This window comes from Paenarthrobacter sp. TE3676 (assembly GCF_056279165.1).
The window spans coordinates 254,278-277,148 of record NZ_JBWBQU010000008.1 but is presented as its reverse complement, the minus strand read 5'-3'; the positions used below and the strand labels follow the sequence as shown (position 1 = coordinate 277,148).

Annotated in this window: 17 protein-coding genes; 5 read left to right on the top strand and 12 right to left on the bottom strand. The window is 63.7% G+C overall.

Features of this window, described 5'->3' with window-relative positions; all coding sequences use genetic code 11:
* Positions 1–155 precede the first annotated feature (155 nt).
* From ACZ881_RS19275 to ACZ881_RS19265, 3 genes are read right to left on the bottom strand one after another with little or no spacing between them, the layout of a single operon-like run.
* Positions 156–1,718 (bottom strand): FAD-dependent oxidoreductase, encoded by a 1,563-nt coding sequence (locus ACZ881_RS19275; protein WP_476117631.1) that lies wholly within the window; start codon positions 1,716–1,718, stop codon positions 156–158.
* Positions 1,715–3,901 (bottom strand): molybdopterin oxidoreductase family protein, encoded by a 2,187-nt coding sequence (locus tag ACZ881_RS19270; protein ID WP_476117630.1) that lies wholly within the window; start codon positions 3,899–3,901, stop codon positions 1,715–1,717. The genes ACZ881_RS19275 and ACZ881_RS19270 overlap by 4 nt, the downstream gene beginning before the upstream one ends.
* Positions 3,902–5,314 (bottom strand): MFS transporter, encoded by a 1,413-nt coding sequence (locus ACZ881_RS19265; protein ID WP_091466229.1) that lies wholly within the window; start codon positions 5,312–5,314, stop codon positions 3,902–3,904. It abuts the gene before it with no gap.
* A gap of 294 nt (positions 5,315–5,608) precedes the next feature.
* Between ACZ881_RS19265 and ACZ881_RS19260 the strand changes: the two genes are divergently transcribed.
* On the top strand, positions 5,609–7,018 hold the full coding sequence (locus ACZ881_RS19260) for an MFS transporter (protein WP_091466231.1): 1,410 nt from the start codon (positions 5,609–5,611) through the stop codon (positions 7,016–7,018).
* Positions 7,019–7,087: 69 nt separating this feature from the next.
* Here ACZ881_RS19260 and ACZ881_RS19255 read toward each other — a convergent pair whose 3' ends face one another.
* The 9 genes from ACZ881_RS19255 to ACZ881_RS19215 form a co-directional block, all read right to left on the bottom strand.
* The gene (locus ACZ881_RS19255; protein WP_454810085.1) at positions 7,088–8,959 is read right to left on the bottom strand and encodes an acetyl/propionyl/methylcrotonyl-CoA carboxylase subunit alpha; all 1,872 of its coding nucleotides are present in this window, start codon (positions 8,957–8,959) and stop codon (positions 7,088–7,090) included.
* A gap of 54 nt (positions 8,960–9,013) precedes the next feature.
* The gene (locus tag ACZ881_RS19250; RefSeq protein WP_476117629.1) at positions 9,014–9,691 is read right to left on the bottom strand and encodes a Maf family protein; all 678 of its coding nucleotides are present in this window, start codon (positions 9,689–9,691) and stop codon (positions 9,014–9,016) included.
* A 213-nt stretch (positions 9,692–9,904) separates the two neighbouring features.
* The gene (locus ACZ881_RS19245; RefSeq protein ID WP_476117628.1) at positions 9,905–12,430 is read right to left on the bottom strand and encodes an MMPL family transporter; all 2,526 of its coding nucleotides are present in this window, start codon (positions 12,428–12,430) and stop codon (positions 9,905–9,907) included.
* 1 nt (position 12,431) lies between these two features.
* On the bottom strand, positions 12,432–13,157 hold the full coding sequence (locus tag ACZ881_RS19240; protein ID WP_476117627.1) for a TetR/AcrR family transcriptional regulator: 726 nt from the start codon (positions 13,155–13,157) through the stop codon (positions 12,432–12,434).
* A 139-nt stretch (positions 13,158–13,296) separates the two neighbouring features.
* Complete coding sequence (locus ACZ881_RS19235; protein WP_091466238.1) at positions 13,297–13,737, bottom strand: YbjQ family protein; 441 nt, start codon at positions 13,735–13,737, stop codon at positions 13,297–13,299.
* Between the two features lie 93 nt (positions 13,738–13,830).
* The gene (locus ACZ881_RS19230; RefSeq protein WP_476117626.1) at positions 13,831–15,264 is read right to left on the bottom strand and encodes a dicarboxylate/amino acid:cation symporter; all 1,434 of its coding nucleotides are present in this window, start codon (positions 15,262–15,264) and stop codon (positions 13,831–13,833) included.
* Positions 15,265–15,380: 116 nt separating this feature from the next.
* Complete coding sequence (locus tag ACZ881_RS19225; RefSeq protein ID WP_476117625.1) at positions 15,381–17,063, bottom strand: DUF885 domain-containing protein; 1,683 nt, start codon at positions 17,061–17,063, stop codon at positions 15,381–15,383.
* A 65-nt stretch (positions 17,064–17,128) separates the two neighbouring features.
* Positions 17,129–17,386 carry an acyl-CoA carboxylase epsilon subunit gene (locus ACZ881_RS19220; protein ID WP_476117624.1) on the bottom strand — a complete coding sequence of 86 codons (258 nt, stop codon included), beginning with the start codon at positions 17,384–17,386 and terminating at the stop codon, positions 17,129–17,131.
* Complete coding sequence (locus ACZ881_RS19215; protein ID WP_476117623.1) at positions 17,383–18,966, bottom strand: acyl-CoA carboxylase subunit beta; 1,584 nt, start codon at positions 18,964–18,966, stop codon at positions 17,383–17,385. Before ACZ881_RS19215 ends, ACZ881_RS19220 begins: the two co-directional genes overlap by 4 nt.
* Positions 18,967–19,183: 217 nt before the next feature.
* Between ACZ881_RS19215 and ACZ881_RS19210 the strand changes: the two genes are divergently transcribed.
* The 4 genes from ACZ881_RS19210 to ACZ881_RS19195 all read left to right on the top strand — a co-directional run bounded on the left by ACZ881_RS19210 (position 19,184) and on the right by ACZ881_RS19195 (position 22,846).
* Entirely contained in the window at positions 19,184–20,074 is an 891-nt protein-coding gene (locus ACZ881_RS19210; protein WP_476117622.1) for an SDR family oxidoreductase, read from the top strand.
* Between the two features lie 67 nt (positions 20,075–20,141).
* A complete protein-coding gene (locus ACZ881_RS19205; RefSeq protein WP_476117621.1) occupies positions 20,142–21,092 on the top strand; it encodes a biotin--[acetyl-CoA-carboxylase] ligase in 951 nt (316 codons plus the stop codon).
* The gene (locus ACZ881_RS19200) at positions 21,085–21,678 is read left to right on the top strand and encodes a PH domain-containing protein (protein WP_476117620.1); all 594 of its coding nucleotides are present in this window, start codon (positions 21,085–21,087) and stop codon (positions 21,676–21,678) included. Before ACZ881_RS19205 ends, ACZ881_RS19200 begins: the two co-directional genes overlap by 8 nt.
* The gene (locus ACZ881_RS19195; RefSeq protein ID WP_091466255.1) at positions 21,668–22,846 is read left to right on the top strand and encodes an adenylate/guanylate cyclase domain-containing protein; all 1,179 of its coding nucleotides are present in this window, start codon (positions 21,668–21,670) and stop codon (positions 22,844–22,846) included. The genes ACZ881_RS19200 and ACZ881_RS19195 overlap by 11 nt, the downstream gene beginning before the upstream one ends.
* Positions 22,847–22,871: the final 25 nt, after the last annotated feature.

Below are 22,871 nucleotides of genomic sequence, written 5' to 3'. Positions count from 1 at the left end.
GGGCTCCATCGGGGTGGGTGCGCGGGGGTTGCAGGTGCACTGTTCGCGCCAGGCTCACCCGGGTCGCGCCCGTGCCGTGGGCCCGGGGGGGTTGGGGCGGGGCGCCCGCCACGATCCGCAGGGAACCCCCGAATCGGAGCGAGAACTAAGCGGCTTCAGGCGGCAGCCGCTTGGAAGTGTTTTTCGATGATCCCCTTGATGTCCTCATGGCACCCTCCGCAGCCTGTTCCGGCGCGGGTGGCCTTGGATACCTCGCCCACGGTGCTGCAGCCTTCCACCACGGAGTCCTCGATGCTGGCCGCACTCACCCCGGCGCAGCGGCACACGGTCCGTTGGGGATCGTTGCTCGTGGCGCCGGCATCCAGCTGGTCAGGTCCGTCCAGGCGGAGCAGCAAGGACCGGTCCGCGGGCAGCTCCGAGGAACGCTCGAAAAGAACCACCAGCTCGGCAGCAGTCCTGGGCATACCTACGGCCACCAAGCCTTCCAGCACTCCTCCGCGGGTGGTCATCTTCACGTAGCGGCCGTGTTCGGGATCGGCCCACTGGGAGATTTGCCGGCGGGCACGCCCGGACGCGGCACCTGCTTCCAGCAACTCCTCGTCCCATGGATCGGCCTGGTTATCGCCCGCCACGGCCAGATTGATGCCGCGTGCCTTCAGGACAACCACCCCGGGCTTCTCCATGGGCAGCGCTTCCAAGGCATCTGCGGCGTCCTGGCCATCCCGGGCCAGGACCACGAGGTACTCGGCCAACCACTCAGCCTGCCGCCAGCCCGGACCCACCAGGCCGGAGGGCCCAGCGGCTGTCCGGCAATCAACGCAGGCAGCGTCGGGGCAGCGCACTTCAGCGCAGTCGCCGATCGCGAACATGTGGGGCTCGTGATAGGTCCGGAGGTGGTGATCCACAAGGATCCCTGTCGCAACAGGCAAGCCACAGCCTTCCGCCAGTTCGATGCGGGGGCGCACACCACAGGACAGAACCAGCAGGTCGCCGTCGATCGCCGAGCCGTCATCCAGCAGCAAAGCCGAGAAGCTGCCGCCGGGTCCTGCCGTCTCCACACCAGTAGAACGTGCATTGCCTGCCATCCGGACACCTCCGGCGCGCAGACTGTTGATGAGGACGGATCCACTGCCGCGGTCAATGCTCCTGCCGAGGGGGAAGGGTCCATTGTGAACCACAGTTGCTTGGGCGCCTTCTTCCGAGGCAGCCAAGGCGGTTTCCAGGCCAAGCACGCCGCCACCCAGCACCACCACACGCTTTCCGTCGGCCACCGCCGCCCGAAGTACCGCAGCATCCTGTAGATCACGCAATGCCGTGACGCCGGCCGGAAGCACCGGCCTGGAAGGATCCGGGTTGAGCCCTGTGAGGTTGGGAATGACGGGACGGGACCCGGTGGCGAACACCAGTCGGTCATAGTGCTCAGTGCTGTCATCGGACAGGACTATGTTTTGACGGGCACGGTCGATCCTCTTGGCCTTGACGCCCAACCGCACTTCCACGCCGTCGGCTTCCAGCTCGGACGCATCAGTCATCGCGAGAGCCTCGGCTGTGGTGCGGCCGACGCCCAGCTCGGCCACCATAACGCGGTTGTACGCTGCCTCGGTTTCCTGGCCCACCACCAGCAGCTGCACCAGTCCCGAGCGGACGGCGGGGAGTAGTTCGTCCACGAGACGGGCAGCTACGGGGCCGAATCCAACAACAACAATGCGCTCGCTCATGATGCCTCCTTGACGTGCAGTGGCAGCCGGGTTCCAGCTGGAACCCGTTCCTGGGTGGAGACTGCCTTCCGGACCCATACCCGGCTGGTCTTGAACTCCGGCATGCCGGAAATGGGATCTGTGGTCGCCTCGGTGAGGCGGTTGGCATTTTCCTGGCCGGGGAAGTGGAACGGCAGGAAGACAGTGTCAGGGCGGACCGAGTTGCTGAGCTCGGCACGGCAGAGCACTTCACCGCGCTCATTTGTCACGGTGGCGTAGTCGCCGTCGGCAATGCCGCGTGAAGCCGCCGTTCCCGGGTGAATGAGGAGCCGGGCCTGGGGCTGCGACGCCAGGAGCTCGCTCACGCGTCGGGTCTGCGCACCGGATTGGTAGTGCTCCAGAAGCCTGCCGGTTGCCAGCGCCAGTGAATCGTCCGCGAACGAACGAACAGCCCGCTTGGACGGCGTCACCGGAACCATGACGGCCCGGCCATCGGCATGGGCAAACCCGTCGGCGAAGAGTCGCGGCGTCCCGGTGCTTCCCACGGGGTAGGGCCAGTAGGCAGCTTCGCCCCGGTCCAGCATGCCGTAATCGATGCCCGAGTAGTCGGCCAAACCACCGGCCGAAGCCAGGCGAAGCTCTTCGAAAACGGTCTCGGGATCGTCACTGAAGGTTGAAGGGGCGTCAAGCAGTTCCGCCAGCCGCGCCATGAGCCACAACTCGCTGCGAACGCCCGGGGGAGGAGTCAGCGCTCGGCGGCGCCGGATCACGCGACCCTCTAGGTTGGTCAGCGTGCCTTCTTCCTCGGCCCACTGGGTCACAGGCAGAACCAGGTCCGCTTCAGCTGCGGTCTCGGACATGAAGAAGTCGCAAACCACCAGGAAGTCCAGGCTGCGGAGGCCGTGGATCACTGCGTTGGTATCGGGCGCCGACACCACCACATTGGCGCCGTGCACGAAAAGGCACCGGACGCCGTCGGGCTTTCCGAGGGACTTGAGAAGTTCCACGGCGGGGAGGCCGGGGCCGGGGATCAGCGACTCGTCGATGCCCCACACACCGGCGACGTGCGCGCGGGCGGCGGGATCGGTGATCTTGCGGTAGCCGGGAAGCTGGTCGGCCTTCTGCCCGTGTTCGCGGCCGCCTTGACCGTTGCCTTGGCCGGTGAGCGTGCCGTAGCCGCTGCGGGCCGAGCCGGGCAGGCCCAGGAGGAGGCTCAGGTTGATCGCCGCGGTGGCGGTGTCCGTCCCGTCCACGTGCTGTTCCACACCGCGGCCGCTAAGGATATAGCTGCCGCCAGCGCGGGCTCCTTGCGCCAAGCGACGGGCGGTCTCGCGGATCAAGGTGGCGGGGACGCCGGTGATGGACTGCACGCGCTCGGGCCAGAACGCGGACAAGCTGCGCACCACCGCGGCGTAGCCGCTGGTGTTGGCCGCGATGTACTCAGCATTGGCCAGTCCTTCGTGGACCACCACATGGCTAATGCCCAAAAGGAGAGCCAGATCGGTGCCGGGCGTCGGTTGCAAGTGGAGCCCGCCGCCGTCGGACGTGAACGCCGCAGTAGCCGAGCGGCGGGGGTCCACCACGATCAGTCCGCCGGCGTCGCGTGCGCCCTGCAGGTGCTGGACGAACGGAGGCATGGTCTCGGCAACGTTGGAACCGAGCATGAGGATCACGGACGCGGTGTCCAGATCCGTAACAGGGAAGGGAAGGCCGCGGTCCACGCCGAACGCCCGGTTGCCCGCAGCTGCGGCTGAAGACATGCAGAAGCGGCCGTTGTAGTCGATCCGTGAGGTGCGCAAGGCCAGCCGGGCGAACTTGCCCAACAGATACGCCTTCTCGTTGGTGAGGCCGCCGCCGCCGAATACGCCCACGGCGTCATTCCCGTACTGCTGCTGGGTGTCCTTGACGGCAGCGGTGATGAACATCAGTGCTTGGTCCCACGAGATGGGCTGATGCACGCCGTCGGAACCTTTGAGCATCGGTTCGGTGACGCGGCCGTTGTGACGCAATAACGACGCCGATGTCCAGCCTTTGCGGCACAGCCCGCCCCGGTTGGTGGGGAAGTCGCGCCCGGATACTTCCAAGGGCGGGGCGGATGCTGCCTCCGGCGCGGGCACTGCCCCGGCTGCAGGTGCAGCCGGGGTCAGCGTCATGGCGCACTGGAGCGCGCAGTACGGGCAGTGGGTATCGGCGCCGTTGGGCATCTAGATGTGTCCGATCGTGTTGCGCTTCCGGGCGGGGCGGATGTAGCAGACCCAGCAGACGGTGAGCATGAGGACATAGGCTCCAACGAATCCGTAGAACGCCGGGGTGTAGGAGCCGCTGGCCGTGTTGGAAGCGTTGAGCACCTGTGGAATCACGAACCCGCCGTAGGCGCCGATCGCGGAGATCAGGCCCAGTGAGGAAGAAGCGAGTCGTGCGGTGGTGGCGCTCGGGGCGCCCGCACGGGCTGCCCGGCTGGATGTTGCGAAGATGACCGGGATCATGCGGTACGTTGCACCGTTTCCGAAGCCGCTGGCCAGGAAGAGCAGCAGGAACAAGGTGAGGAAGAGCCAGAAGTTCTTCAGGGGCAGCGTCCAGATCATGGTCAGCGTGATGACAGCCATGGAAGCGAACGATGCGATGGTCATCCGGGCTCCACCCATGCGGTCTGCCATGCGTCCGCCGTAGGGGCGGGCCAATGAACCGACCAGCGGGCCCAGGAAGGCCAGCGAGAGTGCCACCGCGCCGACGTGGATGGAGGAGAAGTCCGGGAAGTAGTCCTTGATCAGCTTGGGGAAGACGCCCGCGAAGCCGATGAACGAGCCGAAGGTACCGATGTAGAGGAACGCCATGATCCACAGGTGCGGTTCCTTGAGGGCAGCCAGGGAACCAGCCACATCACCCTTGGCGCTGGTGAGGTTGTTCATGTATTTGTAGGCGCCGAAGGCGGCGATGATGATCAGGGGGATCCAGATGATGCCTGCCATCGGCAGGTTGACGGTCCCGGCAGCCAGCAGCGTGATGGCGATAGGGACAACAAGCTGTGCGACGGCGGCACCGAGGTTACCGCCGGCAGCGTTCAGGCCCAGTGCCCAACCCTTTTCACGGGCAGGGTAGAAGAAGGTGATGTTGGCCATCGAGCTGGCAAAGTTGCCGCCACCGAAACCGGCGAGGCCGGCCATAAGGAGCATGACGCCAAAAGGTGTTTCCGGATTGGATACGCAGATGGCGAGGCCTGTGGTGGGGATCAGCAGGAGCAGCGCCGAGACGATGGTCCAGTTCCGGCCACCGAACTTGGGAACCATGAACGTGTAGGGGATGCGGAGCGTGGCGCCTACGAGGCTGGGGATGGAGATGAGCCAGAAGATCTGGTTGGTATCGAACTGGAAGCCGGCTGCGGGGAGCTGGACCACCACAATGGACCACAGCTGCCAGACGACGAATCCGAGGAATTCGGCGAAGATCGACCAGTAGAGATTGCGTTTGGCGATGGACCGGCCTTCGGCTTCCCACTGGCCCTTGTCCTCGGCATCCCAGTTGGCAATCCAGCGGCCGGGGCGGTGTTCAAGGGCGGGGGCGGCGGTGGCAGTGGACTGGACGGGGGCCAGTTCATCTGCGGAGCGGTCAACAGTCACGGAGTGCCTCCTTGGTGGGGGACGTTGTTATTCCAAGGTAGGTTTCGCGCATTTCGTGGACGGGCGCCGTTTGTAAACGTGCTGTGACATTTCCCTATCGGCGGGGTCACCGGCGCGTGAGGCGATGGTGAGGTAATGTGGCGCGGACCACAAGATGAGATTTTTCCGTTCGTCCGCATATTGGACTTTGTTGTCCATTCAATGGACAGCGGGAACTATTATTGAACTCTCGAATAATCCTTCGCCGGGTGGCCTCCTGGAGAATCGGCCGGCGTGAAAGAAAGCTGCAAATACATGTCTTCCACTGCACCATCCAAGGAAGGCGAGTCCACTAAGCCAGTGAACTCGCGGGGCAAGGTGATCTTCGCGAGCCTGATCGGCACGACGATCGAGTTCTACGACTTCTACGCCTATGCCACCGCGTCGGTACTCGTCTTCCCGAAGCTCTTCTTCCCGGACGCCACTGACATCAACGCGCTGCTCAGTGCGTTCGCCATCTTCGGTGTTGCCTTCTTCGCACGTCCCGTCGGCGCCGTGGTCTTCGGCCACTTTGGTGACAAGATCGGCCGAAAGGGCACCCTGGTTGCATCGCTGCTGACCATGGGTATTGCAACGTTCCTCATCGGCCTCCTGCCCACGGCTTCCATGGCGGGATGGGCCATCCTGGCGCCGATCATGCTGGTCATCCTGCGCTTCTTCCAAGGCCTGGCCCTGGGTGGAGAATGGTCCGGCGCGGCGCTGCTCGCCACGGAGAACGCGCCCGAGGGCAAGCGCGCCATCTACGGAACCTTCCCTCAGCTGGGCGCGCCCATCGGCTTCATCATCGCCAACGTCATCTTCATCTGGATGAACGTGTCCCTGAGTGCCGAAGAATTCCTCGCCTGGGGCTGGAGGGTTCCGTTCCTGCTCAGCGCGGTCCTTGTCATCGTGGGCCTCTACGTCCGTTTGAAGCTGGTGGAGAGCGTGTCCTTCACCAAGGTGATTCAGCAGGAAAAGGTGCAGAAGCTGCCCCTCGCGGCTACCCTCAAGAGCCACTGGCGCCCCGTGGTGGCCGGTACGTTCATCATGTTCGCCACCTACGTGCTCTTCTACATCATGACTACGTTCACGCTGTCCTACGGCACCAAACCCACGCTGGCCGGCGCCCAGGCAGCAGCGGAGAAGGCCGGTACGCCCATGACGCCGGAGCAAGTCGCAGCCTTCGTCCCAGGCCTGGGAATCACCAGGTCCGACTTCCTCTGGATGCTGATCATCGGCGTCGTCTTCTTCGGTATCTTCACGATGGTCTCCGGGCCGCTCGCTGAGAAGTGGGGCCGACGCAAGTTCCTGCTGGGCGTCACCGCCGGCATCTTCGTCTTCGGTGCGCTCTGGTTCACCATGTTTGGCCCCGGCCAGGCAGCGGCCATGGTTGGCCTCATTGTGGGGTTCACCCTCATGGGCCTGACCTTCGGCCCCATGGCGGCCATTCTTCCCGAGCTGTTCCCGGCCAACGTCCGTTACACGGGTTCAGCAGTGGCGTACAACCTGTCTTCCATGATCGGAGCGGCACCGGCCTCCTTCGTAGCCATTGCCCTCTGGTCTGTAGCCGACGGCAGCACCTGGCTGGTGGGCGCCTACATGGCAGCCGCCGCTGTGGTCACCTTCGTCGCGCTGTGGCTCACACGTGAAACCAAGGACACGGACTACGAGAACAACGTTGCCTAAGTAGCCAAATAACGACATCGGCCCCGCACCAAACGGTGCGGGGCCGACGTCGTTAAGAGGTTCTTGGCGTTAGTCCTCGATGGTGGCGATGACTGCACCTGCGGCGACAGTCTCGCCTGCGGTGGCAGCGAGGCCGCGCACGGTACCGGCCTTGTGGGCCGTCAGTGGCTGTTCCATCTTCATGGCTTCGAGAACCACGATCAGGTCGCCCTCAGCCACAACATCGCCTTCCGAAGCTGCCACCTTGACGATGGTGCCCTGCATGGGGGACGTCAGCGCGTCGCCGCCCGCAGCCGCAGCCGTTGCACCAGCTGAACGGGAGCGCTTCTTGGACTTGCCGGACTTGGTGCCCGAACCGCCGGAAACCGCGGCGATGCTACCGCCCAGGCCGGACGGCAGGACCACCTCAAGCCGCTTGCCACCGACCTCGACGACGACGCGCTGGCGCTCACCGGCGTCGGACGTTTCAGCGCCCGCGCCGTTGGCAGACCATGCCGGGATGCTGTTGACGAACTCGGTCTCGATCCAGCGGGTGTGAACCTTGAAGGGTCCTTCCGCGGGAGCAAAGTCGGGATCGGTGACTACTGCGAGGTCGAAGGGGATGACAGTGGGAATGCCCTCAACCACCATCTCCTCCAACGCCCGGCGTGAACGCTGGAGGGCTTGCTCGCGGGTGGCGCCCGTGATGATCAGCTTGGAGAGCATGGAATCGAAGTTGCCGCTGATGACGTCGCCCTGCTCAATGCCGGAATCGATCCGGACGCCGGGGCCTGTCGGGTTCTTCAGTGTGGTGATGGTGCCGGGGGCGGGCATGAAGTTGCGGCCCGGGTCCTCGCCGGTGATGCGGAACTCGAAGGAGTGGCCACGGACTTCGGGGTCGTCGTAGCCCAAGGCTTCACCGCGGGCGATGCGGAACTGCTCACGGACGAGGTCGATTCCCGTGACTTCTTCGGACACGCAGTGCTCCACCTGGAGGCGGGTGTTCACCTCGAGGAAGGAAATGGTGCCGTCCTGGCCCACAAGAAACTCGCAGGTGCCGGCGCCGAGGTAGTTGGCTTCCCTCAGGATTGCTTTGGAGGACTCGTACAGGCGCTTGTTCTGCTCTTCGCTGAGGTACGGAGCCGGGGCTTCCTCAACGAGCTTCTGGTTGCGGCGCTGCAGGGAGCAGTCGCGGGTGGAAACCACCACAACGTTGCCGAAAGCATCGGCCAGGCACTGGGTTTCGACGTGCCGCGGAGCATCGAGGAAACGCTCAATGAAGCATTCGCCGCGACCGAAAGCGGCCACTGCTTCACGGACGGCTGATTCGTAGAGCTCGGGAATCTCGTCCATGGTGCGGGCGACCTTGATGCCGCGTCCACCGCCGCCGAAGGCAGCCTTAATCGCGATGGGAAGGCCGAATTCCTCGGCGAACTTCAGGATTTCGTCGGCGGACTCCACAGGGTCGGCCGTGCCGGGGACAAGGGGTGCGCCTACTTTTTCGGCGATGTGGCGGGCCTGGACCTTGTCGCCCAGGGCCGAGATGGCCTCGGGGGAGGGGCCGATCCACGTGATGCCGGCGTCGATGACCTTGGCCGCGAACTCGGCGTTCTCGGCGAGGAAGCCATAGCCGGGGTGGATACCGTCGGCACCTGACTGCTTGGCGACGTCGATGATCTTGTCCATCACCAGGTACGACTCGGCGGCGGTGTTGCCGCCCAAAGCGTAGGCTTCGTCGGCGAGGCGGACATGGAGGGCGTCACGGTCGGGGTCGGCGTAAACGGCTACGGAGGCGATGCCTTCGTCCCGGGCGGCTCGGATGATGCGGACCGCGATTTCGCCGCGGTTGGCAATCAAGACCTTGGTGAGAGGGCTGGAAATGGGCTGCGCCGGGTTAGCTGACAAGTTGTTGACTCCTTCTGTCCTTGAGGAGCCTAGCGCGATTGTGAGGGTTCCGCCCATATTGATGGGGGATTCCGTGTGTGATGCGATGTTCCTTTGTAGGTTTGCTACAAACTACTTCTCTTGGTTATCCGTGTCCCACAGCTCCGTGATGCCCACGTTCGCATGGACCAGCAGGTCCCGAAGGGTGGAGATGGAAAGCCCGACGACGGCGTGCGGGTCGCCGTCGACCTTGCGGATGAAGGCCCCGCCCAAGCCATCGATGGTGAAGGAGCCGGCACAGTGAAGGGGTTCTCCGGTGGCGATGTAGGCATCGATGTCGTTCGTGCTCATCCGGGCGAAGTGGACCTCAGCGCTCGATACCGCGCCAACAGTGGCGCCAGTGCCTTCGGGAGCTTCATCTGCGCCTGCTTCTTCGTCCGCGTCAGCGGCCGTGTCCCGGCAGTCAACCAGCCAGTGCCCCGTGTGGAGCACTCCCTGCGAGCCGCTCATCCGCAGCATTCGTTCCCGCGCGACCTCCGCGGTGTAGGGCTTGCCGTGGGACTCGCCGTCGAACTCGAACACCGAATCGCAACCGATCACTAAGGCACCCTCGGCTTCGGGCAGGGCGGCAACGGCCTCGGCCTTGGCACGGGCCAGCAAGAGCGCGGTGTCGTGGGCGTCAGTCACACCGTACTTTGCCTGCACCGCATCCTCGTCGACGTCGGAGACCAGGACGTGATGCCGGATCCCGGCTTCCGTGAGGAGCTTGGTGCGGGCGGGGGACTGGGAGGCAAGGATCAATCGGGTCACGGTCCCAGCCTAATACGGCGCTCGATCACATCCCGCGCGCTTCCCCCTGACGCTCGATCACATCCCGCGCGCTTCCCCCTGACGCTCGATCACATCCCGCGTGCTTCCCCCTGACGCTCGATCACATCCCGCGTGCTTAAACCGAACGCTCTCTCACTTGCGTCACGCAAATGGGAGAGCGTTCGAGAATATTGGCTGTTACGTGAGAGATCGTTAGTGGACGAGTTCCGCGGCAGAGGCCTTCCGGCGATCACTGCGGTCCAGCTTGGCGCCTTCCACGTCCACATCCGGAAGGATCCGTTCCAGCCACTTGGGCAGCCACCAGGCCTTCTCGCCCAGGAGGTACATCACGGCGGGAACAATCGTCATGCGGACCACGAAGGCATCAATCAGCACACCGAATGCCATCGCGAAGCCGAGGGGCCTGACCATGGTCAGATGGCTGAAGATGAAGCCGGAGAACACGCTGACCATGATGATCGCGGCCGCGGTGACCACTGCTGCAGCGTGGCTGAACCCGGAGCGGACAGCATGTTTGGCGGACTCACCGTGCATGAAGGACTCCCTCATGCCGGAAGTAATGAACACCTGGTAGTCCATCGCCAGGCCGAACAGCACGCCGATCAGGATGATAGGCAGGAAGCTGAGCACAGCACCCGGATTGGCGACGTCGAAGATGCCTCCCAGCCAGCCCCACTGGTACACGGCAACCACGGCGCCGAAAGCAGCGGCCAGCGAGAGCAGGAATCCGCCGGTTGCCAGCAGGGGCACCACGATGGAGCGGAATACCAGCAGCAACAGCAGGAGGGAGAGTCCCACGACAATCGCCAAGTAGGGCGGCAGAGCCGCGCCGAGCTTGTTGGACACATCGATGTTGCCTGCGGTTTGGCCCGTCAGGCCAATGGTTGCATCCAAGTCGTCATGAATTGCTGAGCCCTTGGCGCGGAGATCGGACACCACCTGCACGGTGCCGGCGCTGGCGGGACCCTCCTTCGGGATGACCTGGAAGACGGCGGTGCGGCGGTCTTCGCTCAAGGCAACCGGCACAGCGGCGATGACGTTCTCAACGCTGCGAAGCTGGTCCGCGACGTCGAACTGCTTGTTCCTGGCATCGTTCTCGCTGAGGCCTTCGGGGAATTCGCCCACAACGACGATCGGTCCGGTTACGCCTTCGCCGAAGCTGCTGCGCGTGAGGTCGTACGCCTTGAAGGCTTGCGAATCCACCGGCTCGGAGCCGCCGTCGGGAAGTGCCAGCCGCAGCTGCGATGCCGGCAACGCCAAGGCACCCAGCAGGGCGACGCTTGCCACGAGGGCAACCCACGGGTGACGCGTGACCATACCGCCCCAGCCACCGCTGCTGCGCTTCTCCTCGCGTTCCCGGTCCGCAGCTTCGTGGCCGGGCTCGGCGTTGTGCTTTGCAGCATTGGCCCAAGCGCGCTTGGAAATGAGTCGGCGGCCAATCAAGGCCAGGACGGCAGGCGTCAGGGTCAAAGCTACGACGACGGCTACACCGACTGTCGCTGCGGCCGCAACACCCATCACTGCGAGGAACGGCAACCCGGGAACCACCAGTGCGGCGAGGGCGATGATGACCGTGAGGCCGGCAAATAGCACGGCGTTACCGGAGGTACCGGTGGCCAAGGCCGCAGATTCCTCGGCGTCCATACCGGACAGGAGTTGCGTGCGGTGGCGGTTGACGATGAAGAGGGAGTAGTCGATGCCAACCGCGAGGCCGAGCATCAGGGCAAGCATGGGCGAGATCGAGCTCATGTCGATCACACTGGTGAGCGCGAACGTTCCACCTACGCCCACGGCAACGCCGATCAACGCCATCAAAAGTGGCAGGCCAGCCGCGATAAGCGTGCCGAGCATCAGAATCAGGACAAGGGCAGCCACTGCGACGCCCACGATTTCTGCAATGCCGAAGATCTCAGAGACGTCCTCGGTGATTTCCTTGCTGGCGTAGGCAGTGACACCGGCGGAAGAGACTCCGTGGACGATCTCCTGGACTTCCTCGCGGACGGCGGGGTCAACGGCGTTGATGGAGGTCTTGAACTGGACCTGCGCGATTGCAGCTCTGTTGTCGCTGGAGACAAATCGCATTCCCTCAGAGGCCTCAAGCTGTCGCTTGCCGAGGGCCAGCGTGGCGGCGCCGTCGGCTGCTTCCTTGGTTCCGGCGTCGAGCTTTTCCTTCCCTGCGGTGAGTTCGGCGCGCTGCGGAGCCAGCTGCGCTTCAATCTGTGCCGGAGTGAGGCCAGCTGCGGCCAGTTGCTGCTCAGCCCCTGCGAGTTGGGCTTCGCCTGCAGTCAGCTGGGCGCGCGCGGCGTCCAACTGGGTTTGGCCCTCGGCAGCCTTGGCTTCGCCGGCGGCGATGTCCGCGGCGGCCTTATCCAGTTGCTCCTGCGTGGTGAAGGGGTTTACCGTGCCCTGCACGTCCGGCATGGCTTCCAGCTTGGTAAGAGCAGCCGCAACTGCATCCTTTTTGGCTTGGTCGAAGCCGGCATCTCCGGCGTCGAAAACTACGCTGGCCGAGCCGCCTGACGAATCGGGCAGGGCCTCCTTCAGCTTGTCCGCCATCTGCTGGGTTTCGGTGCCCGGGATGGTGAAGTTGTTGGACATGGTGCCGTGGAACGCTGCGGCCGAGCCGCCCACTGCCACCATGACGGCCAGCCAAATGGAGATGACCAGCCAGCGGCGGCGATACGAAAATTTGCCGAGACGGTAGAGGAACGAGGCCATGTCAGAACCGATCTTTGGTGGTTGAAACGGAAGTTGAGGCTGCTGAGGCGCGCAGGGAGGCGTCCGACGGCGGCGCGAAGCCGGTGCCGAGAAGGCCCATCGCATCGATGAGGTGCTGGCGGAGGACGGCGAGGGATTTGGGGGAAAGGTCCGGTCCGTGTTCGGCGAACCAGACGGTCATTGCCGCTTTGCCGCAGGAGATGACGGAGCCTGCGAGGGCATGGAGGTAGAGCTCGCTGATGCCGGCGCCGAGCCGGCCGCGGGCGGCATCGATGATTTGCTCGGTGCAGTGCTCCCAGGCTTCGAGCTCGGAGCGGGCCAGCTGGCGGTTGTCCTGGGTCAGGCTGAACAATTCGGCCATGGGTGCCACGGACATGGGATCGGCCAGTGCCATGAGGGCGGCCTGCGCGGATTCGAGGATGGACTCGTCCGCGGGGCGCATCCGGAACTGCTCCAGCGCGTGGTCCATAAAGCCGTCGGCAACGGAGGCCAGGGCAGCTTCGAGGCTGGGGAAGTAGTTGAAAAAGGTTCGCCGTGAGACACCCGCGCTGGCCGCGATGTCTTCTACGGTGAAATTTCCGGGCCCGTTGCTGCGCAAAAGGTCCAGGGCTGCGGAGGCGATGGAGCTGCGGGTGGCCGCCTTGTTGAGTTCGCGCCGTGAAGGGGCAGTTGGCTCAGCAATGGTGGACGACTCCACAGTGGCTTCCTGGCTACTGGTTTGGGTCACATACTTACACTAAGTGCAAGTTTGCACTCTGCGCAATTTCGCACTTCTCGGGGGCATGCGAAAAGTCCCGCCCTGGTTCGTCAAGCCCACCGTTGAACGGGGTGGCGGACGAACCAGAGCGGGACTCGTAAGCGTGGGGTTAGAACTGTGTTGGGGGCGCCGGGGGAGCGGGTGGAGTCGGCTGACCCTGCTGGGATGACTGTTGGGCTGCGGTTTTGGTCAGGTAGATGGACTGGCCCGTTGCTCCGGGCTCACCCTCACCCAGCGGCAGCACGTAGACCGCGGTTCCGTAGGCACACACTTCGGTCCAGTTGGTGCCCATTTCCGAGGTGTCGAAGCGCATGGCCACAATGGCGTTGGCTCCACGCTGCTGCGCTTCGTTGACCATGCGTGCCATGACTTCCTGGCGGCTTTCGTAGAGGGCTTTGGTCATTTCGGGCAGCTCGCCTCCGCCAAGGGAGCGGAAGCCTGCAAGCATTTGCGACCCGATATCGCGTGAACGGACAGTGAGGCCCATGACTTCGCCGAAGACGGCATCGATGCGGTGGCCTGGGATTTCGTTGGAGGTGACGATCAACATGGTCCGAGCCTATCCAGACTCGACCCCTTAAACGGGGAAATCCCCCGGGGAGAACTCCCCGGGGGATTTGTGCCCTTGCGAAGCGGCTGAGTCTTAGGCCTTTGAATCGGCCAGTTCGCGCTCGTTGACTTCTGCCGCTGCCTTGTCGGCTGCGAACTCATCCGCGAACGCTGCACCGTTGCGGGGTGCGTTGTACAGCGACTCATCCAGGATGCCCTGGCGCTTGGCCACGATGGCCGGGATCAGTGCCTGGCCCGCGACGTTGACGGCGGTGCGACCCATGTCCAGGATCGGGTCGATCGCCAGGAGGAGGCCGACGCCGGCAAGCGGGAGTCCCAGCGTGGACAGGGTCAGCGTGAGCATGACGACGGCGCCGGTGGTGCCTGCCGTAGCGGCGGAACCGAGGACGGAGACCAGAACGATCAGCAAATACTGGCTGAAGTCGAGGTTGATGCCGAAGAACTGTGCCACGAAAATCGCAGCGATGGCCGGGTAAATCGCTGCGCAGCCGTCCATCTTGGTCGTGGCGCCCAGCGGCACGGCGAAGGAAGCATAGCCGGAGGGGACGCCCAGGTTCCGCTCGGTGACGCGCTGCGTGAGCGGAAGCGTGCCGATCGAGGAACGGGAGACGAACGCCAGCTGGACCGCCGGCCAAACACCGGAGAAGTACTGCTTGACGGACAGGCCGTGGACGCGGACCAAAATGGGGTAGAGGACGAAGAGCACCAGTGCCAGGCCAATGTAGATAGCGGCAGTGAACTTGCCCAATGAGCCGATGGTGTCCCAGCCGTAGATGGCCACAGCGTTACCGATCAGGCCGATGGTGCCCAGCGGGGCGATGCGGATGATCCACCACAGGACCTTCTGGATGACTGCCAGCGCGGATGCGTTGAAGGTCAGGAAGGCTTCGGCCTGCTTGCCCACCTTGAGGGCGGCAACGCCGATTGCGATGGCGATCACCAGGATCTGGAGCACGTTGAAGTTCACTGCGGTGCTGACGGTGGTGGCGGCGTTGGCGCTCTCGGTGACGGTGGAGCTGGCGCCGAGTCCAAGGAAGTTCTTGGGGAACAGGCCGATCAGGAACGCCCACCAGTCACCGGTCTTGCCGGCGTACTTGGCTTCTTCGGTGATGCCGGTTGCGGCGCCTGGTTGCAGGAGCACACCCAGGCCGATGCCGATCAGTACCGATACCAGCGAGGTAATGGCAAACCACAGCAGAGTGTTCCACGCCAGTCGCGCGGCGTTGGAGACCTGGCGCAGGTTCGCAATGGAGCTCACCACGGCGGTGAAAATCAAAGGAACGACGGCGGTCTGCAGCAACGATACGTAGCTGGAGCCAATGGTCTGGAGAGTAGCGCCAAGGCCGTTGGGAGCAGTCTTGGTGCTGCCCGTGTACTTGGCGATGAGGCCAAGGACGAGGCCGATGATGAGGGCTGCGATGATCTGGACGCCGAAGGAACCGGCCCACTTGGGGAGCCGGAAGCCGGTCTTGCCAGCTGCTGGGGAAGTGTTGGTTGAGGTGCTCACCGGAACACGTTAGGTGCATCGCAAATAACATAGCGAACGGACGTTGAGAAATGTTACGCAGCTATGAAGTTATTCCCGCCCGGGGCCGTGGCGTGCGTCTCGGGCGGGAACAAAAACTATCCCAACAGTGCCCGGCGCAGTACGTCCAAACCTACGGAACCGATGTTCAACGCCTTGCTGTGGAAGGACTTGAGGTCGAAGCCTTCGCGGGATTCAAGCTCTGTACGGATTTGCTCCCACAAACGCTGCCCCACTTTGTAGGACGGGGCCTGGCCTGGCCATCCAAGGTAGCGGGTGAATTCGAACTGGAGCTGGCCTTCGCTGATGTCGAGGTTGGCTTTGAGGAAGTCGAAGCCTTTGTCGGGTGTCCAGGTGCCGGTGCCCCAGCGTTCGGGGACGGGCAGTTCCAAGTGGACGCCGATGTCGAACACCACGCGCGCAGCACGCATGCGCTGGCCGTCGAGCATGCCCATGTGGTCGCCCGGGTCCTTGAGGTAGCCGAGTTCAAGCATGAGCTGCTCGGCGTAGAGCGCCCAGCCTTCGCCGTGTCCGGACACCCAGCAGACATTGCGGCGCCAGTTGTTGAGGAGTTCGCGGCGGTACGTGGCCGTAGCTACCTGGAGGTGGTGCCCGGGAACGCCTTCGTGGAACACCGTGGTGGTTTCGGACCAGGTGGTGAAAGTGTCTTCACCTGCCGGTACGGACCACCACATGCGGCCGGGCCTGGAGAAGTCGTCGGAAGGGCCGGTGTAGTAGATGCCGCCTTCATCGGTGGGGGCGATCATGCATTCGAGGGTTTTCATGACGTCGGGGATGTCGAAGTGGACGTCGGCGAGCTCAGAGACTGCACGGTCGGAGAGTTCCTGCATCCAGGCCTTGAGGGCGTCCGTGCCCTTGATCTGGCGGGCGGGATCGTTATTGAGAATGCTCTTGGCTTCTTCAATGGAGGCGCCCGGCTTGATCTGGCCGGCAACCTTTTCCTGCTCGCTGATGAGCCGCTCGAGCTCCTGGACACCCCAGGCGTACGTTTCTTCCAGGTCGACTTCGGCGCCAATAAACGAACGGGACGCCAGGGCATACCTTTCACGGCCCACGGCGTCCTTCTCCGGGGCTACGGGGAGGAGCTCGTCCCGAAGGAAGTCGCCCAAGGCACTGTACGCAGAACGCGCGGCCGCAGTCCCGGCGTCGAGCTTTGACTGAACGTCCGCAGGCAGCGGCTGATCACCAACGGCAGCCGTTGAAGCCATCTTGGCGAAGAAACCATCCTCTGCCGCGTACCTGCCGGTCTGCTCAATGACGATCCGCACTTGGCGGGCGGCGGATATTTTTCCGGCGGCAGCAGCCGAGCGAAGTGATGCAATATAGCCCTCAATCGCACCAGGAACGTTCGCAGCACGGCCGGCGATGTGTTCCCATTGTTCCACCGTGTCCGTGGGCATGAGGTCGAAGATGGCGCGAATGTCCTGGGCGGGGGAGGCGATGTTGTTGAGGTCGGCCTCATCCCAGCCGGACTCGTGGATCTCCAGGTCCAAGCCGAGCCGCTCACGCATGGCGTCCAGGGTGACGGCGTCCACATCATCGGACGGTTCAAGGCCTGCCAGGGCATCCAAGGCCAATCTTGTGGCCTCCGCATGCGCCTCAGCCCCGGCAGGCGAGAAGTCCTGGTATTCCGTTTCGTGTCCCGGCAAGCCCAGCGTGGTGGCGAAGCTGGGATTGAGTTCGATCAGCTTTTCTGTGTACGCGTCAGCCACGGCATCGATGGCGGACTTAGGGCGTACGGGAGTGTTTGCAGTAGTCACCCACAGAGCCTAGCCGCGACAACGCTTACGTGAAAGGGTTGTTGAACTTTCTACAGAGGAGGGAATTAACCCCGGCTGCGCTTCCAAGCACCTGGACCCGGTGTGGGGTCCAGGCGGAGTTGTTGGCGACGCACCCAGTGCCGGACGTTCGGCTTGGACGAGGCCTCTTCCTGCCGGACTCCCAGCGAAACCACGACGGCGGCAAGCGCCGCGAGCTCTTCGGCCGTCGGTTCGCCCTTGACCACCGAGAACATCGGTTCGGCAGGCGATGCGGCGGCTGCTCCGTCAGGCGCCAAATCGGCGCGATGCCTGGGCGCCATCACAGCGGGATGTTTCCGTGCTTCTTGGTGGGCAGGCTCGCGCGCTTGTCGCGGAGGGCCCGGAGTCCGCGGATGATCTGCAGGCGGGTATCCGAGGGAGCGATGACTGCGTCAACATAGCCCAGCTGCGCCGCCTGGTACGGGTTGAGCAGCTCTTCCTCGTAGCCCTGGATGATTTCGGCGCGCTTGGCCTCCACGTCGCCGCCGGCTTCGGCAACGGCAGCGAGATCGCGACGGTAAAGGATGTTCACTGCCCCCTGGGCACCCATGACGCCGATCTGGGCCGTCGGCCAAGCGAGGTTCAGGTCAGCGCCCAACTTTTTGGAGCCCATCACGATGTACGCGCCACCGTAGGCCTTGCGGGTGATGACGGTGAGCTTGGGAACGGTTGCTTCAGCGTAGGCGTAGAGGAGCTTGGCGCCGCGGCGGATGATGCCTTGGAACTCCTGGTCCTTGCCGGGCAGGAAGCCGGGGACGTCAACCAGCGTGATGATGGGGATGTTGAAGGCGTCGCAGTGACGGACGAAGCGGGCAGCCTTCTCCGAGGCAGAGATGTCCAGCGTTCCCGCGAACTGCATGGGCTGGTTGGCCACGATGCCCACGGTGTGTCCCTCAACGCGGCCGTAGCCGATCATCACGTTGGGAGCGTAGAGCGACTGCATTTCCAGGAAGTGGGCGTCGTCCACGATCTGCTCAATGACTTTGCGCATGTCGTACGGCTGGTTGGCGGAGTCGGGAATCAGCGAGTCCAGCGCGTGGTCGTCGTCGTTCAGTTCCAGTTCCTGGTCGTGCTCCACCACGGGGGCCTCGGACAGGTTGTTGGAGGGCAGGAAGTCCAGGAGTTCGCGGACGAATTCGATCGCGTCGGCTTCGTCGGAAGCCAGGTAGGTGGAGGTGCCGGTGGTGGCATTGTGCTGCCGCGCGCCACCGAGGGTTTCCATGTCCACGTCCTCACCGGTGACTGTCTTGATGACGTCAGGTCCGGTGATGAACATGTGGGATGTCTTGTCCACCATGACCACGTAATCAGTCAACGCGGGGGAGTAGGCAGCGCCGCCGGCGCACGGGCCCATGATGAGGGAGATCTGGGGGACCACGCCGGAAGCGTGCACGTTGTTGCGGAAGATGTCCGCGAACATCGCCAGCGAAGCAACGCCTTCCTGGATGCGTGCGCCGCCGCCGTCGTTGATCCCGACAACCGGGCAACCGTTCCGGAGGGCGAATTCCTGGACCTTGACGATCTTCTCACCGTTGACTTGGCTCAGTGAGCCGCCGTAGACGCTGAAGTCCTGGCTGTAGATGGCGATGAGGCGGCCATCCACGGTTCCGTATCCGGAGACCACGCCGTCGCCGAGCGGCTTCTTCTTTTCCATGCCGAAAGCGGTGGAGCGGTGGACTGCGAGGGCGTCGAACTCGACGAACGATCCGGGATCGACCAGGAGGTCGATGCGTTCGCGGGCGGTATTCTTGCCGCGCGCGTGCTGCTTTTCGATTGCTTCCGGGCCGGAAGGCTGTTCTGCACGGGCCTGGCGGTCGCGGAAGTCGGCAATCTTTCCCGCTGTCTTTGTCAGATCGTGGCTCATCAAGTGTCTCCGGCTCTGTAGCTGATATTCGCTGGCGCAATCCCCGGCACGGACAAGTAGCTGACTTAAGTAGCTTCCGTACAAAGAACAGGCCCCGCAGGCCAGTCTAGTGACGCCTCTGCCGCGAACCGCTGTAGAAACCCTACAATTTTCCGTGCTCACGCCAAAGCCAACACTATGTTACCCGCCAGTAACATAGTTGGGTTAGAGTGTCTCCATGACTTCAAGCAACGGCGCTTCCTCCGCCTCAACAGAGGGTCACACGCAACGCACCACCCCCTACGTTGCCTCCGCTTCGCTCAAGGGCAAGACCATCCTTATGTCCGGCGGCAGCCGTGGCATCGGCCTGGCCATCGCCACCCGTGCGGCCCGCGACGGCGCCAATATCGTGCTCATGGCCAAGACCGGCGACCCCCACCCCAAACTCGAGGGGACCGTCTTTACCGCCGCGGAACAGTTGGTCGAAGCGGGCGGCCAGGCGCTGCCGCTCGTCGGGGACGTCCGCAATGATGACGACGTCGCCGCCGCAGTCGCCGCCGCCGTCGAGCGTTTCGGGGGCATCGACGTCGTGGTTAACAACGCCTCGGCGATCGACCTTTCCCGCACCGACGCCGTGGACATGAAGCGCTACGACCTCATGCAGGACATCAATGTCCGCGGCACGTTCCTGTTGTCCAAGCTGGCCCTGCCCGCCTTGCGCGAATCCAGCCACGGCCACATCCTCACCCTGTCTCCTCCCCTTAACCTGGACCCGAAATGGGCCGGTATGCACTTGGCCTACACCATGGCCAAGTACGGGATGAGCCTCACCACGCTGGGACTCGCCGAAGAGCTGAAGAACGACGGCGTCTCGGTCAATTCACTCTGGCCATGCACCTTGATTGACACGGCCGCGATCCGGAACATGCCAGGCGGGCAGCAGATCGTGCAGGCGGCCCGCGGACCGGAGATCATGGCCGATGCCGCGCACGCCGTGCTGACGGGTTCGGGTGCTACCGGGAATTTCTATACAGACGAAGAGGTGCTGCGCGCTGCCGGCGTCTCGGACTTCACTCCGTACAGTCTCGGCGCGCCCGAAGATCGCTTGGTGCCGGACATCTTCCTTTAGGGAGATTCATAGCCGTTTTTCAGCGCAGCCATCATCCGGGGACGTCGCAACTGGATAGGATTCAGCTATGGATGCCGAACAGCCAGAGAGCAGCGAACCCCAGGTCTTGTCCGGAGAGGTCACGTCCGGGCACTCCCGTTGCTCTGTGGATCGTAGGGCGTTGGACCGTGATGCTCTGCTCCAGTCGGATTTCTTGTCGGCTACCGGCATCTCCCAGCTGAAGATTGTCGATTCCACAGGATCCACCAACCAGGACCTCGTAAGGGCTGTGACGGTGGAGCCGAAAAAGTGGGCCGACCTTTCCGTGTTGACCGCCGAACACCAGACGGCGGCGCGCGGCCGGCTGGACCGCCACTGGGAATCACCCGAGCGGTCGGCGGTGTCCGTTTCCATGGTGCTGCGCCCCATAACGGCAGAAGGAATGCCGGTCCCGACGCAGAGCTACTCCTGGCTGTCGCTCCTTGCTGCGGTTGCCCTGCGTGAGGCCCTGCAGGAAACCGCCGGAATCACCGCGGAGATCAAATGGCCCAATGACGTGCTGGTCAACGGGCGGAAGGTGGCTGGCATCCTGGCCCAGATGACTCCGCTGGGCGATGGCTCCGTTCCGGCCGTCATCTTGGGTGTTGGCCTCAACGTGTCCTTGGCCGAGGAGGAACTTCCAGTTCCTACAGCAACCTCGCTTGCCCTCGAAGGGGCCACCACGACGGACCGCACCGCGCTGCTGAAAAGCTACCTTTCCCGCTTTGCCAGGTTGTACCGCAGTTTCTGCAACTCCGAGGGAGACCCTGCGGCCGGTTTGGTAGGTGGCCCGTCCCTGCACAAGCGCGTTGAGTCGGCCATGGTGACGTTGGGCCGGGAAGTGCGCGCTCACTTGCCTGGGGACCACGAACTCGTGGGCCACGCCTCGCGCTTGGACGAGCATGGCTCGTTGTTGGTGGTGGACCACGGCGGTAGGGAGCACGTAGTGACAGCCGGAGATGTGGTGCACTTGCGCGCCACAGAAAGCGGTTATGCGTAAAGAGTTACTTCCGGGGGAGCAGGTCATCACGATTACGCGCCAACAGGGCCGTTCGCTCTTCTTTCCGGTGCTGGCCTTCATCGTGGTACCCGCCCTGACGGGTTTTGCCTGTGCCTGGATCGTCAGGGAAAACCCCCAGCGCCTGGTGCCGTTCATCACTGCCGAATGGACGCCTTGGCTGGTGGGGACCGTTGTTGTGCTCGCGGTGTGGTTCCTCGCCGCGTACAGCCTCAAGCGTGTGTTGCGGTGGCGGTCGATCAAGTACGTCCTGACGAGCAGGCGTGTACTTGCCAGGAACGGAATGTTTCGGCGGAGTGATTGGCAGGTATCGCTGATGGCCGTCCGCAACGTTGGTGTCCAGCAGAGCATGCTCCAACGGGTATTGCACTCAGGGAATATATCCTTGGATACCGGGCACTCCGGAATAGCCGTCCTGGCCGATGTTCCCGAAGTGGGGAAGTTCCGGGGATTCATTCTTGACGCGATGGACGAACTCCCGCAAGGTGAGGTTTTTGAGGGTGAAGTACTGAGGGATTTTGAAGAATTGCCATGGGAGTTGAGAGAAGGTGGAAGAGATGAGCGTTGAGGATCAGCAGTCCGGCGAGGACCTGGACCAGGAGTTCGACGCCGTACCGGAACCTTCCGTCGACGAGGAGACTGAGGTCGGGCCAGCTCCGGCGTCGGTGCAAACAGGTCCGCCCACTGGTGTGATGTCCGCGGAGCGCCTGGCTATTAAAGCCCTTGAGGCGAAGCTCCTGGGCGGAGAACGCAAGCTGCGGCGTCGTGAAGTTGCTGCAGGCGCGGGCGTGTCCATCCTGTCGGCACGCAAAATCTGGCGCGCGCTGGGATTCCCTAACTTTGGGGACGAGGACGTGGCGTTTACTGAACGCGACCAAGCTGCGTTATCCAGCATCCTGGACTTGGTGCGTGCAGGGCTCCTGACAGAGGAAGCCGCGATTTCCGTTACCCGTTCCATCGGCCAAATGACGGACCGCATGGTGGTCTGGCAGATCGAAGCGTTGGTGGAGGACATGGTTTCCGAGCAGGGAATCCCTGATGCCGTGGCCCGAAAACAACTGGTGGGTCAGCTGCCGGCGCTGGTGGATTCCCTCGAAGAGATCCTGGTGTACTCCTACCGCCGCCAACTCAATGCCGGCGTCCAGCGTCTTGCCGTTCGCGCGGAAGCCGGGCTCCAGGCCAGCGAGGAGGGCCGGGAGGGCGACGAAGACGATTCGCCGTTGCCCTTGGCCCGGGCAGTGGGATTCGCGGACCTGGTCTCTTACACCAGCCTGTCGCGCCGCATGAACGAGAAAACTCTCGCCCAATTGGTGCAGCGTTTTGAGAACAAATGCGCCGAGATCATTTCCGTGGGTGGCGGACGACTGGTCAAGACCGTGGGCGACGAAGTCCTCTACATCGCTGAAACCCCCGCTGCCGGAGCGGAGATTTCCTTGGCACTGGCGCAGGCCTTCACTGAGGATGAGATCCTGCCACAGTGCCGTGTATCCATGGTGTGGGGCCGCATCCTTTCCAGGCTTGGCGATATCTACGGGCCCACCGTCAACCTTGCCGCACGGCTGACTACGCTGGCGCAGCCCGGGACGGTTCTCGTGGACGCCATGACTGCGGCCGCCCTTGGACAGGATGACCGCTTCGTCCTGGTTCCCCAGAAGTCGGAGAACGTCCGTGGCTTCGGTGAGATTCATCCCGTGATGCTCGCACGCGGGCGGGGCAAGGGTTTGGTGCTGGACTAGGCAGCCTGCTGACAGCCCGTCTGGG

Bases quoted from the DNA above. Each gene is read 5' to 3' on its own strand.
- ACZ881_RS19275 (WP_476117631.1), bottom strand. From the start codon at position 1,718: ATGAGCGAGCGCATTGTTGTTGTTGGATTCGGCCCCGTAGCTGCCCGT.
- ACZ881_RS19270 (WP_476117630.1), bottom strand. From the start codon at position 3,901: ATGCCCAACGGCGCCGATACCCACTGCCCGTACTGCGCGCTCCAGTGC.
- ACZ881_RS19260 (WP_091466231.1), top strand. From the start codon at position 5,609: ATGTCTTCCACTGCACCATCCAAGGAAGGCGAGTCCACTAAGCCAGTG.
- ACZ881_RS19255 (WP_454810085.1), bottom strand. From the start codon at position 8,959: ATGGGCGGAACCCTCACAATCGCGCTAGGCTCCTCAAGGACAGAAGGA.
- ACZ881_RS19245 (WP_476117628.1), bottom strand. From the start codon at position 12,430: ATGGCCTCGTTCCTCTACCGTCTCGGCAAATTTTCGTATCGCCGCCGC.
- ACZ881_RS19235 (WP_091466238.1), bottom strand. From the start codon at position 13,737: ATGTTGATCGTCACCTCCAACGAAATCCCAGGCCACCGCATCGATGCC.
- ACZ881_RS19215 (WP_476117623.1), bottom strand. From the start codon at position 18,966: ATGAGCCACGATCTGACAAAGACAGCGGGAAAGATTGCCGACTTCCGC.
- ACZ881_RS19210 (WP_476117622.1), top strand. From the start codon at position 19,184: ATGACTTCAAGCAACGGCGCTTCCTCCGCCTCAACAGAGGGTCACACG.
- ACZ881_RS19205 (WP_476117621.1), top strand. From the start codon at position 20,142: ATGGATGCCGAACAGCCAGAGAGCAGCGAACCCCAGGTCTTGTCCGGA.
- ACZ881_RS19200 (WP_476117620.1), top strand. From the start codon at position 21,085: ATGCGTAAAGAGTTACTTCCGGGGGAGCAGGTCATCACGATTACGCGC.
- ACZ881_RS19195 (WP_091466255.1), top strand. From the start codon at position 21,668: ATGAGCGTTGAGGATCAGCAGTCCGGCGAGGACCTGGACCAGGAGTTC.